The following is a 13,785-nucleotide window of genomic DNA, read 5'->3' as shown; positions in this document are numbered from 1 at the left end:
GCGAACAAGTGGCAGTTGGCAAGATTTCTCTAAATCTTGGTCACATTCTATTCAATATGTGCCCTGTATAACGGTGAAATAATAATTATTCCTATGAATTGATTGATGTTTTTGCTAAATGCTGGCAACGTTCAGCACAGATAGGAAATTGCAGCGGTGATGGCTTAAGCACCGCAGTATGAACCACCAATGTCAGATACTAGAAGGGCGCAGCGTAATGGACGCGCGGTGAAAAATTATGAAAGCATTAGTGATCGCAGGTACCAATAGTGGCTGCGGAAAAACCATCATCACGCTTGGTCTATTGCGTGCCTTAGCCAATCGAAAGCTGAAAGTTCAACCGTTTAAAGCGGGGCCAGACTATATTGATACGGCGTGGCACACTAAAGTTGCTGGCGTGACGTCGAGAAACTTAGACGGTTTTATGCTCGGCGATGACGCCTTACTCAACGCCTTTGCGCAGCAAGCCCAGCAAGCTGATATCTCTATCATCGAGGGAGTCATGGGCATGTATGATGGCTATGGTAATGATCCCTACTATTGCAGCAGTGCAGGTCTTGCCGCAACATTAGATTGCCCCGTAATTTTGATTGTAGATGGAAAAGCGGTATCTACGTCGGCGGCAGCCACTGTGATGGGATTCCAAGCCTTCTCTGACAAAGTGAATATCGCTGGTGTCATCGTCAATCATGTGAGCAGTGAAGGTCATTTTGATCTATTAAAAACCGCTATCGAGACCTACTGTGGTGTGCCTGTTCTGGGACGTTTGCCTAAAATGCCTGATATCGAACTGCCATCACGTCATCTTGGCTTAACAACAGCACGAGAATCGACCCAGTTTGATAGCAGTTGGGATCAACTTGCGGAGGTCGTCGAAGCGCATATTGACCTCGATAAGTTACTTGAGGTCGTGCAATTAACCACACCTGTAATCGCGAAGGAGCCTGCTGAATTTGCGCAGTCAGGGCAGGGGCTAACAGTGGCTGTTGCCTATGATCAAGCGTTTAATTTCTATTACCAAGATAACCTTGATCTTCTCCAGCGTTGCGGCGCGAGCATTACCTACTTTAGCCCAATGAATGATGAGCAACTTCCAGATTGCGATATGGTTTACTTAGGGGGAGGGTTTCCTGAGCTTCATGCGCATCAGTTGGCGTCAAACCGCTCAATGTTGGCCTCTTTAAAGCGCGCTCATGAACGTCGTATTCCTATCTATGCGGAATGTGGCGGTTTGATGTATTTGGGGGAAGGATTGATTGATCAAGATAATCACCAACACTCAATGGTCGGAGTGTTACCCGGTACCAGCCAAATGACCAAAAGTCTTAAACGTTTTGGTTATTGCTATGCCAAAGCCACCCAGAATACGTTGTTGTGCGATGTTGACTCGATCATTCGTGGACACGAATTTCACTATTCTGAATTCACAACCGCACTTGAACCTGCTTTTTCGTTGTATAAAGAGCGTGATGGTGAAATATTGTCGAAATGGAAAGGTGGCTACCAACTCGATAATACGTTGGCGAGTTATCTGCATGTTCACTTCGCGCAAAATCCACAGTTTTTACTTAATTGGTTTAAGCGAGCGCGCCAACTGTGAATACGCTGCTCATCGGCTTGGCCGCGTTTATCGTTGACTGGCTACTCGGCGATCCTCCTCGTTGGCCTCATCCGGTACGCTGGATGGGCTGCCTCATCTCATGGTTAGAAACTAGGTTACGCCGTCACGCAATGCAGGGTTTTGCGCGCTATGTTGCCGGGGGATTACTGTGGATAGTGGTGGTTGGCATCAGTGGTGTTGGCTGCTGGTGGCTCTTGGAGCAATTAGAATCTATTCATCCCATGCTACGCGTGATCGTAGAAATTTGGCTTGGTTTTACAACGCTCGCAGGGAAATGTTTAAAACAGAGTGCTTATGCGGTGTTAATACCACTCAAATCTGGCGATATCGCCCATGCGCGTCAGATGCTTTCGTACATCGTTGGTCGAGATACTTCAAAGCTCGACCACCAACAAATCACACGAGCAACAGTGGAAACGGTTGCTGAAAACACCATTGATGGCGTTATCGCTCCTATGTTGTTTTTATTTTTGGGAGGCGTCCCTTGGGCTGTCGCCTACAAGGCCGTTAATACCTTAGATTCGATGGTGGGATATAAAAATGAACGCTTTCGTGAGATGGGTTTTGTCTCGGCGAAAATGGATGACATTGCCAATTTTCTTCCTGCTCGCATAGGTTGGCTAATGCTGGCCTTGTCTGCTGTGGTTCTTCGCTTAGATGCGCGCGCCGCGTTAAAGGTTGGCTGGCGTGATCGTTATAACCATAAAAGCCCGAACAGTGCTTGGTCTGAAGCGGCGGTGGCCGGTGCATTGGGGGTTAAACTTGGTGGACCAAGCCAATATTTTGGTGAGTGGGTTGATAAACCATGGATTGGTGACAAGCGTCGTGACATTGAAATACACGATATCACGCTGGCATGTCGTCTAATGTTGGTGTCCAGCATACTCAGTGTTGGATTCTGTTCACTATGGATTCTAATATAAACAAGTCATTGAATTTATAAATGAAACCCGCTGGTCGAGGTAAAATTATAAATTTATGTAAACTATCGTTTTAATAACGCTCGTTAAACCTAATTTTAACATAAAGTCACTTTTTCTGTCACAAGTGAACGTCAGTATGAGTCGCGTTTAATTCACTCAGATGACATTAGGAAGCGAAATTAATGAGCAAGGAAACTTTTGATTCACGACGTTTTAACCGCAGTAACAATACGCCATTTGAACAAGTACTTGAGGCAAATTTATCGCGTCGCTCAATTTTAAAAGGTGGGGTCGGCGTTGGCGCGATGACAGCGTTCGGAGCGTTTGGACTGGTAGGCTGTAACGATGGGTCAAACAGTGGTACAGGCAGTGAGGCTACGCCGGCGACTCTCAACTTTAATTCCATTCCCGGATCACTGACGGACGCGGTGAGTATCCCTGAAGGGTATGTCGCTCAAGTTTTGGTCCCGTGGGGAACGCCGCTCAATGCGCTTGGTACACCTTGGCAAGAGGATGGCAGTAATACCAGTGACGATCAGCGCAATGCTCTTGGTATGCACCATGACGGGATGCATTTTTTTCCGATAAACGACAGCTCAACGGATGGCTTGCTGTGTATCAACCATGAATATATTGATCCCAACGCATTGCATCCCAATGGTCCTTCGGTCTCTGGTGGCGTGCGTACCGATGTCGATGAAGTCAGAAAAGAAATCAACGCACATGGTGTCTCTGTGGTGCGTATTCAATTGGTGGGGGAGACTTGGGCCATCGTCGATAATGATCCACTGAATCGCCGTTATACCGCTGGCACAGTGATGGATATTTCAGGGCCAATGGCGTATTCGCAGAGCTTAGTCACGCCGTTTTCTCCCGATGGTAGCCAAACGCGTGGCACACTAAATAACTGCGGGAATGGTTATACGCCTTGGGGGACCTATCTCACCTGTGAAGAGAATTGGCCAGGCTATTTTGTCAATACGGATACGCTCACTGAAGACCAGCAGCGTATCGGCATTTCCACATCCACCACCCGTTATCTATGGGAAACACTTGCCGGCAGTGCTCAAGAACAGGTTGATGAATTTTCGCGCTTTAATCTAACACCAAGCGGATCATCCGCGACCCAAGATTATCGTAATGAAGCCAATGGTTTTGGCTATATCGTAGAAATTGATCCCTATACGGCAAATTCTCGAGCGGTAAAAAGAACCGCCATGGGACGTTTTCGCCATGAGGGCTGCACGTTTGGCCGTTTGGTGGTAGGGCAGCCAGTGGTTTTCTACTCTGGTCATGACTCGCGCTTTGAGTATTTATATAAGTTTGTTTCGGCGCAGCCTTGGGACGCTGCAGATGAGAAGCCATCGAATCGTTTATCTATCGGAGACAAGTATTTAGATAACGGCACATTGTATGTTGCGCGTTTTAACGATGATAATAGCGGAACCTGGTTGCCATTAACGTTAGATAGCCAAACGATAGAGGGGGGCGTTTTGGCGGATACATTTGCCTCGCTTGCTGACATTATTTTAAATACCGCTGGCGCGGCTGATTTACTGGGAGCAACGCCGATGGATCGCCCTGAGTGGTGTAGCGTTGACCCGTTTACTGGCACCGCTTACTTAACTTTGACCAATAATACTCAACGCACAACAGACACCAATGCAGCGAACCCACGTTTAAATAACAAGTTTGGGCATGTCATTCGCTGGGATGAGGGAGATTCAGTGAGTGAATTCACTTGGGATATTTTTGTGTTTGGTTCTGCGGCTGATGAAGAACAAAACGTGAATATTTCAGGGCTAACCGAGCTTAATCAGTTTGCCAGCGCAGATGGATTAAGCTTCGATAAGCGAGGTATTTTATGGATCCAAACTGATAACGGTGCTGATGAAGTTACGCAATATACCAATGATCAAATGCTGGCAGTGGTCCCTTCCACCATGACCGATAGCGATGGTAACGCAGAGACGGTGAACGCAAACAATCAAGCGGACCTGCGGCGCTTTTTTGTTGGCCCAAATGGCTGTGAAGTCACCGGGTTTACGATCAGTCCTGATTATACGTCGCTATTTGTCAACATTCAGCATCCTGGTAACTGGCCATACAGTGAGGATGCCACACAGCAAACACCACAAGGAGTGAGTGTTCGACCACGCGCGGCAACGGTGGTCATTCGCCGAGAGGATGGTGGGGAAATTGGCGTATAGCACAATCAAAAAAGGCCTGCGTAAGCAGGCCTTTTTACTTCGCTAAGTACACTAGTTGACAGTTGGTGTCCAACCTTGTCCATCGTTATAACCCGCAAATACGTTTTCACGAGTTGAATACGGCTCGGCTTCTTCTTCACTGAGAATATACACACCTTGACGCTGCGAAGTGTCGGCTGGTGTGCCACTCATATCCATCGTGTTGTATTCACGCCAGCCTGATGTGGCTGTCGGTTGACTTGGATTGGGGGCAGGTTGACCATTGATACCTTCAACCGCCCAACCGATGTCAGCAATGTGGTCATCAACTTGGCTATTAACTAAGACAACATTGTCAAAGTAGTTCGCATTGCCGCCACTTCGAGCAAAATAGGTACTGCCAGTCTCCACGGTATTGCCAACAGGGCCTTCTCCATTCGTGAATTGACAACCAATGAAGACAAATCCTGGGGAGTCGAGGGTATTGGTTCTCGCTTGAAGAACATAGCCACCACGGGTGGTCACACCCACACCTGCTTTCGAGTCACCAAGGGTGCGAATTTCACTGTTTTCAAACACGGTGGCGGTGTTGTACCCCCAAATGAAGTCAACATTCCCTGCAATCAGCGTGTTATAGAACCAGTTATACCCCTTAAGCAGCAACGTATCTTGCTCACTGATAAAGTCTGCGTCTTTGGCGATGAAACGACCTTCACTATTAAAGTAAATGGTTTCTGCTTGATTTGAGTATTGATTGTCTCGTTGATGGGTATTTTTCAATGTCAAATTTTCAAGGGTCAGTAAATCGACATTTTCCGCTAAAAATACCGCTCTGCCACCCGAGGGTGTGCCACCGACAGGCTCACTTTTACCAGTACCAGAGTTAAAGGTTTCAAAGTTATCGTATTGAAGTACCGTACCTTCTCGACTTGCCCCACGAATGGTCACGTTGTTATGATCGCGCAGGAACAGAAGTTCGTTATACGTACCATCCTCAATATCGATGGTGATAGGGTCGTTGCTGTCGTTGTATTGCATGATGTGATTAAACACACCTTGGAGCGTGGCAAAGTCTGCACCAGAGGAATGACCGACACTAAAAGTATTGCCACTTGGCATTGCTGCTTTGGTGGTAAATGACCAGTTACTGTTTTGGCCAAGGCCAACAAAGGCATTGCCGTTAAGCTCGGCACCATTGACCACACCATCGCCGATCACAACATAGTAAGTTTCGCCATAGTCCAAAACATCGCTATGTAACTTGATGCTTAGCGTATTACCAGTAAAGTCGAGTGGGCGATAATAGACGGTACGCTTGTTAGCTTGATCTCGATAGCCCATCGAGTCTGTCTCTTCTGACATTTTGAGCGTATCAACCAAAGTGTCGTCACTACTGCGATAAATACGTACTTGACCACTGCTACCTGCGGCAATTTCATTATCAAATGAAATGCTTAGCGTTGTATCAATAAACTGCTCCGTGCTATTCACCGTGGGGGTGACTGCTGAGGAAATATTGCCATAGTCAGCGGTTGGCATGATGAACCGAGGATCAACACTGACATCAAGTGTTTTTACTAAACTTGGATTTGAGCCTGAATAGAAAGTGACAACAGCGGATCCTTGATCTATTGGTGACAATGTCACAACTCTACCCTGAACATCTACCGTGACCACATTTTCGTCACTGGACTCGACACTAAAGGTATCTTCAGTCACACCGTCACTCTGCAGCGCGGTTACGTTGATAACCAATGGATCCTCGCCCGCAACCGCACTGGTCCATGCCGATGACGCATAATCGAGCGTCAGCTGTACAGGCTTAATGCTTGGGTCGCCGACTTTAATGTAATCTATTTCAAATGATCGGTTGTTGGTGAATACGCCAAAATTTCCAGGATCGACAAACAGTGAATCTTGGGTTGTTCCAAGAGGTTCGCCATCTAAATAGACGGACAAGTTATCATCGATCATTTCAAAGCGGGTGGTGTACCAAGTTCCATCATCTTCCCCCCCTGCAGTACCTAATTCAATTGGTTTGCTGCTTTGTACAGGGCGAGTTATCGAGCCCTCAATGCTGGTGGCGACTTCGACTTTGGTACTGGATGTCGAGTTTTGGACATTGAGACCGCCCGCATACCAATTACCTTCGCTTTGCCAGCGTCCCATTAAAAATAGCTGTTTATTCGCTGTTGTGCTGTTTTGACGAGGTCGAATCCGTGCTTCGACAAAATAATTGCCATCACTAGGAAGATTATCAAGGACTGAGTTTTGTGCTAACAATAGTTCGCCACCAGAACTCCCTGCGGTATATCGTAGATAACTACGCCCTTCGGGGACATCAAAAACGCCGTCAGGATCGCCGCCGCTTTCTGCAAGCACCTGCCAATTGGTCGACAAATCTTGAGAATCAAAGTCGTCGCAAAAATAGAGATTGGTCATGTCGTCACAATTTTCGTTAACGGTGCCACTTGAAGAGTCAGTTGGGGGCGTTTGTGGGTCGGTCGTTCCCGTCGTTTCATCATCGCATCCGGCAAGTGCGATAATAATGGCTAGCGGCAGAATTCCTAGCTTGGTTCTCATTATCTATTCCTCATTCATTATATTGGTCTGTAGGGTTTTAAACATAAATAGCTACTCGGTATTAATAAGAACTAATACCTGATTGATGAATTTAATTATTTGGACTCGATAAAATGGAAATTATTTTTTAAATAATGAATATGATTAAAGTAAATAGGGCTTAATGTTATTAAACCCTATTTATATTTTTATTATTGAATGTCTATTTTTCCTGTGCCGGCATTATCAATCACAAACTGTTTCACACTGCTTGTGCTTTGCAATTGATAATCATAAACCATTTGAGGTGTCCAATAATTATCTGTCGCTTCTGGGTCGATAATGTATAGCTCGGCATTGCTGCTGCTTGACTCGGCGTGTTCTTGAGCAATAGGTGTTAAATCTATGTTATTTCCATCTAGCGTATTTCCACTGGAATAGAAATAGGTAGAACACTCTTGCTCAGTAAATCCATATTCAAGACAGCGCTCTTTTTTCGATTGTTTCGATTTATATGAGACAATTTTAGCAGAAGCGGATTCAGTATCCTCTGTGGCTATTTCAAACACGTTATTTTCCGCAAAGATTTTTGCCGCTGCGCCTAAAATAACCGCTTCACCCATTGGGTAATAAGGTTCCGCGTGAACATCGCTATTGTTTAAGCTGTAATAGTTGTTGTATACGTGCACCCGACCAAATCGAACGCGTGGCATACGTTGGCCGGTATTGTGCCAATAGTTATGGTGGAAGGTAACGTCAATTGACCCCGGGCCATAGTTACGGTCGGCGTTGGTATTATCACTACCACCGAGTAAATTGGTTTTATCGTGATTTTCAAACACGTTATAAGTGATCGTAACTTGTGTCGCACCATTCGTAACATCAATTAACCCGTCATGATGTTGAACTTTCTGCTCTTTTGCGTTGTAAGGCGCATCGAAGACCGGTGGGTATTGATCATCGGTACGTTCACCATCACTAAAGTAGTTATGGTCTATCCATACTTGCTGGGCATTATCCACACTGATGAGATCGTATTCTGAATTCCAGCGGCCGCCACCTTCACGTGATGGACAACCATTCGGGTTGTTATCTCCGTCCTCGATATCACTACAATTACCAACCCCAATTTCATCATCGTCAATGCTAAATGAATCACCGGGGTCCCAAGCGGGGAACATATCAAACGCATCGTTGAACGCGATATTGCGAATTATAATGTTCTGCACCGCTTCACCGCCTGATTGACCCAGTGATAAGGTGCCGAATTTAATCTCGGCATCATCACCTAAGCCAATAATTGAGGTATTTGAGCCGACTCTAAACTTAATATAATCGGCTTGCGCATGTTGGAAACAGTCACGTTGATCTTCAAGTGGACCAGTAGGGTCTGGCGGATCGCCATTTTCAAGAGTTTTATTATTCCAAACATTGGGGTCGTATTCATTTTGATAGGCGGTGTAAAATGCATCGTAATCGTCAAACGTGGTTTCACATTCCGCCATGAAACTTTCCTCACTGCGTGAAGCGCCACTTGCATCAGCAGTTAGGTCGATTGTGCCACTAATATAAATAATTTTTGGTTCAGGGCTCGGCGGATCAGAAAGTGACGCATTAGCATCGCCATAAAGCGCTTCAATCAGTTCATCGCGTGTTGTGACTGTGTAAATATGAGACTCGCTTGCGCCTTCTCCTCCAGTAACAACACCATTTGCAGCAGCCCATCCATCGGCAGATTGAATCACCGCTACCTGAGTATCAGCATTGCCATTATCGGCGGTATTATCGTCAGAATCAGTTGTATTACACCCAACAATTAATAAAGGTAATAGTAATGCTAGGTAAGTTTTTTTCATGGTTTTTAACCTTCCTGGTTTGTATTTAAAACGCGGTTTCATATTAATTGTGGATTACGTTTCAAACTGTGTCTTTGATCTAATAAATATAAATAACAACAACCTATGGAAAATTCTAATCACCAAAGGTTATTACCTAAACTTTTTGTTTATTATTTGTTTTATTTGAAGTGATGAGTGGATTTTTCGATTTTTAAATTTTAAAAATGTGCTGTAGGTACGATTGATATCTAGTTAGATAAAATCGTTTTGTGATATTGAGTCAATATTTTATTCTGTTAAATTAAATATAATTATGTCGTATTTTTATTAAATTCAACAAAAAGTTATTTATAAAATAATGGCAGGGTTTTATTTTTCATGCTCTAAATAAATCCTAAAGAGACCAATTAAATAAAATATGCTTGTTTTTATAATTTAGGTTTATTTTTGAACTTTATGAGGGTTAACGATATCGATGAAACCGAGGTTTTTGTGAAATTGATAAGCGAGTTAGTTACTAAATTAACGAAAATTGATTAAGAAACCACAGGGTAAAACTTGCGGTTTTGGTTTTCGCTTTCACTATTTGTTTATCACAAACAGTATTGAGGTAAGCAATGATTTTGAAATTAAGCGCTCTCAGTGTTGCGTTGTTACTGGTTAGTATCGACGCTCATGCTCAAAGTATTGAGTTAAACCGTAGCCCAGATTTGATGCAGGCAAGTGAATTTCACAACGAACTCGACATCAGTGCATATTGGGTCAGTGAAAAGCTCGATGGTATTCGTGTACTGTGGGATGGACAACAGCTAAGGACACGAAGCGGACGCAAGCTCAATCCCCCTAAATGGTTTATAAAATCGTTACCTCACACCGTGGTTGATGGAGAGCTCTGGGCTGGTCGTGGTCAATTTCATCTCGTTCAGCAAACCGTGTTGGATGCCAAACCGGTGGACTCCGCTTGGCAACAAATACGGTTTATGGCGTTTGATTTGCCAGAGTTACAACACCCCTTTAAGCAACGCTACAAAGCACTCACTCAACTGGTCAGTCATACTTCTTCTTCATTTTTGGAGGCTGTTGAGCAGCGATCGATAAGTTCAGAGTCACAACTGATGGCTGAGCTCGACAGTATTGCTAGTCAAAATGGAGAAGGGTTGATGCTACGCCGGTTCGATAGGCTATATCAAAGCGGACGCAGCGATACATTGATTAAGTTAAAAAATCATCAAGACACGGAAGCCATCGTCGTCGGATACAAACCGGGTCAAGGTAAATACGAAGGAATGATGGGGTCTTTGTTAGTCCGACTTCCTAATGGCATCCAGTTTTATTTAGGGAGTGGTTTTTCAGACCAACTTCGCCGCCAGCCACCTCAGTTAGGGCAAAGCGTGACATTTCGCTATAATGGCTATACGCAAAATGGTATCCCCAAGTTTGCTCGTTTTATTCGTGAGCGCGCTGAATAACGGGCTATTGGCCAATTCGAATCCCGCAACGTTTAAACAATTGTTGCCAATAGTTAGCATGCCGTTCGCTCTGACGATGAAAGCGCTGATGTTGTTGTGCTAACGGATATTGATAGTTAGGGTGAGTCGTCGACAAAATCTGGATACTGGGTTGCAGTCTAAAATAGAGCTGGTCTAATTGCGCAAGGTAAGGCTGAATCTGACGTACATAGAATTTATCGAATACATTACGCAGATACGTTAATTTGGTGGTGTCGCGTTGGGCGCCACACGTTATTTTCGTATCGTTACTATAAAGCTGTTGGTTAATCACTTTCAGCCACTGGCTCGCATTGATTAACGAATAGCTCAAGCGCCCTAGTAACGGCACGGTTTCTAACGTTTGTTGAGTCGTGACAATAGAACGCTCATTTGGGTTTGAACTCGTAATTGTTGAGCTAATGACAGAAAGCGCCTGGATCACCTGATTAGCATGGTCATACATACCTTGATCAATCCATTGATAACTGATCAGTTGTGAACGCATGGTGTCACTGACAAACAACAGGTTACTTAAATGCAGAAGGTGTTGCTGCCGCTTTTGAGCCAAAATATCACTGAGTTTGGTTTTGAGTGATGGCGAAATTTCTGGGTGGTCGAGACAACGGTTCAACCCGCGAATGAGCTGATTTTGGTACTGGTAATTGTGAAATTGATCTTGCACTTTACCCAGTGAGGAATTGCGTTGTGCAATGAGCTTGAACAATTGACAGTGTCGCAGCTCATAACTTTCTAAGAGTCCCAAAGTGATTGAAGGAATATCGATTTTTAACTCACGTTTATTCGGTAATCTTGGATAGCTACGCTCAGGGCTGGTCAACTGAGCACTTTCTTGGACATTGGCGATCCTCGCTAAGTAATGACCAAATTGTTGCTCTGGTTGAGGTGTTGAGTTGAAACAGCCAAATAGAGCTGCGCTCAACAGTATTAAACTCAATATTCGCATCACCACTATCGTTACCCAATTGAGACCACTAGCATCTATACGAAAACATAACAAAAAAGACCAGCGAATGCTGGTCTTTAGGGGGGAGTTTATCGAGCTGCGAAAGTTAACAAGGTTTCATGGCTTTGGCGATGTAGCCAATGTAACCTCAAACCAAGAAATAGCGCGGCAGAAGAGAGACCCACGATAATACCAACCCAAAAACCAACGGCGCCCATTGGTTCGACGACCCAATCAGTCATACCCAGAATATAGCCGCAAGGAACGCCAAGAATCCAATAGGCAAAGAAAGTACGCGTGAATATCGCAGACATGTCTTTATAGCCGCGTAATGCACCTGCAGCAATTACTTGAATCGAATCGGTGACCTGATAAATAGCCGATAACAAAAGCAGCTGCATGGCCAGTTCAATCACTGAGCGATTTTCAGTGTAAATAAGTGAAACGGGTTCTCTGAATACCGCAGTAAAAATAGCAGTCACAACCGCAGTACTAATGCCTAATCCCATCGCGACGTGCGTTGAAACCATCGCACCATGCGTATTGTTTTCTCCGAGCCGATGACCAACACGAATACTCACTGCAGCGCCGATGCTCATTGGTAACATAAAGATCAATGACGAGAAGTTAATCGCAATTTGATGTGCTGCCACCGTCGTTGGACCAAGCGGGGCAATCATCAGTGCAATCACCGCAAACAAGGTGACTTCAAAAAATAATGCTGCGGCAACGGGAAACCCAAGTTTAAATAACCGGAATAACGCTCTGCCGTCGGGTTTGTGAAATTGGCTAAACAACGCAATATGGGCGATGCGCTTAGAGGTTAAAACGTAAAACAGCAACATCAGAAACATTGACCAATAGACAATCATCGTTGCCACACCACAGCCAACCCCTCCAAGTGCAGGCGCCCCAAATTTGCCATACACAAAAATCCAGTTCAGTGGGATGTTTAATAACAGCCCTGCAAACCCGATGATCATTGCTGGCTTAGTTAAAGACATACCGTCGGTGAAACTGCGCAGTGTTTGAAAGAGTAAAAACGCAGGAACTGCAAACAACATGGCATGCATATAACCGATGGTTTTATCTGCCATTAAGGTTTCGATATCCATCCATCGCAAAAAAGTCTGGGTTTGCATCAGAATCAATACAGTCGGCACAGTGACGATGGCAGAAAGCCAAATGCCTTGCTGAATTTCAAATGATATTTTGCCTTGACGTCCGGAACCATTGAGTTGGGCAATAATGGGGACTAAGGCCATCAGCAGTCCCATGCCAAACAAGATGGTCGGAAGCCATACACTGCTCGCAACCGAAACGGCGGCCATGTCGGTTGCGCTTACGCCGCCGGCCATGACAGTATCGACAAATCCCATTCCCGTTTGGGCTATGGACGCGATCAATACTGGTGTCGCCAACTTCACCAGCGTTGAGGTTTCTTCTTTATACAGTTGCACTGATACACTCCAAAATAGACGTCGGCCGATTGGCGACGTGATAGGTAATCTCTGTTACCATTGACACGCATAATAAAGAAATATAACCCTAAGCTCTACGTAAAATTTGGAGAATTTCACTGTGTTTACTGGAATCGTTATGGGAATGGCGAAAGTGATCGCCATCGACAAAAAAGAATCGTTTCAAACTCATGTCTTAGAGATGACTGAGCCGATGGTTGAAGGCTTGGAAATAGGGGCGTCAGTGGCACACAACGGATGCTGTCTAACCGTGACGCAAGTGAATGAGAACAGAGTCTCTTTTGACTTAATGCAAGCGACTCTTGCAACGACTAATCTGGGATTATTGAAAGCAGGTGATGACGTTAATATTGAACGCGCAGCGAAATTTGGCGACGAGATTGGTGGGCACAGTATGTCTGGGCATATTGCTCAAACCGCAGAGATCGTAGAGATTATCGATACGCCAAACAATCGAACTATCTGGTTTGAACTTCCTGTCGAGCAAATGAAATACGTTTTAGATAAGGGGTATATTGGACTTGATGGGTGCTCTTTGACGATTGGACAAGTCTCCGACAACCGTTTCTGTGTCCATTTGATTCCTGAGACCATGCAGCGCACTTTATTTGGATCTAAACAAGTCACCGATAAAGTGAACGTTGAATTTGATCCACAAACTCAAGCGATTGTTAACACAGTAGAGCGCGTGCTCGCAGCTCGAGAGATGTAAGCACG

The 13,785-nt window shown here is 44.8% G+C and carries 9 protein-coding genes; 5 read left to right on the top strand and 4 right to left on the bottom strand.

The genetic code is table 11. The features are described from left to right. The first annotated feature begins 238 nt into the window (after positions 1 to 238). The 3 genes from M1D72_RS14755 (at position 239) to M1D72_RS14745 (ending at position 4,754) form a co-directional block, all read left to right on the top strand. Positions 239 to 1,600 (top strand): cobyrinate a,c-diamide synthase, encoded by a 1,362-nt coding sequence (locus M1D72_RS14755; protein ID WP_456295662.1) that lies wholly within the window; start codon positions 239 to 241, stop codon positions 1,598 to 1,600. After that, positions 1,597 to 2,544, top strand: coding sequence for an adenosylcobinamide-phosphate synthase CbiB (gene cbiB / locus M1D72_RS14750; RefSeq protein ID WP_456295661.1), 948 nt, complete (start codon positions 1,597 to 1,599; stop codon positions 2,542 to 2,544). The genes M1D72_RS14755 and cbiB overlap by 4 nt, the downstream gene beginning before the upstream one ends. A 182-nt stretch (positions 2,545 to 2,726) precedes the next feature. Next, on the top strand, positions 2,727 to 4,754 hold the full coding sequence (locus tag M1D72_RS14745) for a PhoX family protein (protein WP_456295660.1): 2,028 nt from the start codon (positions 2,727 to 2,729) through the stop codon (positions 4,752 to 4,754). 51 nt (positions 4,755 to 4,805) lie between these two features. Here M1D72_RS14745 and M1D72_RS14740 read toward each other — a convergent pair whose 3' ends face one another. Next, positions 4,806 to 7,316 (bottom strand): pectinesterase family protein, encoded by a 2,511-nt coding sequence (locus M1D72_RS14740; RefSeq protein ID WP_456295659.1) that lies wholly within the window; start codon positions 7,314 to 7,316, stop codon positions 4,806 to 4,808. Positions 7,317 to 7,507: 191 nt separating this feature from the next. Next, complete coding sequence (locus M1D72_RS14735; protein ID WP_456295658.1) at positions 7,508 to 9,151, bottom strand: pectate lyase family protein; 1,644 nt, start codon at positions 9,149 to 9,151, stop codon at positions 7,508 to 7,510. Between the two features lie 599 nt (positions 9,152 to 9,750). On the opposite strand from M1D72_RS14735, the gene M1D72_RS14730 reads away from it, so the two are divergent. Next, the gene (locus M1D72_RS14730) at positions 9,751 to 10,602 is read left to right on the top strand and encodes a DNA ligase (protein ID WP_456295657.1); all 852 of its coding nucleotides are present in this window, start codon (positions 9,751 to 9,753) and stop codon (positions 10,600 to 10,602) included. A gap of 4 nt (positions 10,603 to 10,606) precedes the next feature. On the opposite strand, the gene M1D72_RS14725 is transcribed toward M1D72_RS14730, so the two are convergent. Further along, positions 10,607 to 11,578 carry a DUF3080 family protein gene (locus M1D72_RS14725; protein ID WP_456295656.1) on the bottom strand — a complete coding sequence of 324 codons (972 nt, stop codon included), beginning with the start codon at positions 11,576 to 11,578 and terminating at the stop codon, positions 10,607 to 10,609. Between the two features lie 98 nt (positions 11,579 to 11,676). Continuing rightward, on the bottom strand, positions 11,677 to 13,047 hold the full coding sequence (locus tag M1D72_RS14720) for an MATE family efflux transporter (protein WP_456295655.1): 1,371 nt from the start codon (positions 13,045 to 13,047) through the stop codon (positions 11,677 to 11,679). A 121-nt stretch (positions 13,048 to 13,168) separates the two neighbouring features. On the opposite strand from M1D72_RS14720, the gene M1D72_RS14715 reads away from it, so the two are divergent. Next, complete coding sequence (locus M1D72_RS14715; protein WP_390189887.1) at positions 13,169 to 13,780, top strand: riboflavin synthase subunit alpha; 612 nt, start codon at positions 13,169 to 13,171, stop codon at positions 13,778 to 13,780. The last annotated feature ends 5 nt before the right edge of the window (positions 13,781 to 13,785 follow it).

The organism is Vibrio sp. AK197 (genome assembly GCF_053903115.1).
Note: the sequence above shows the minus strand (reverse complement) of the source record. Positions and strands in the feature narration are given on the sequence as shown.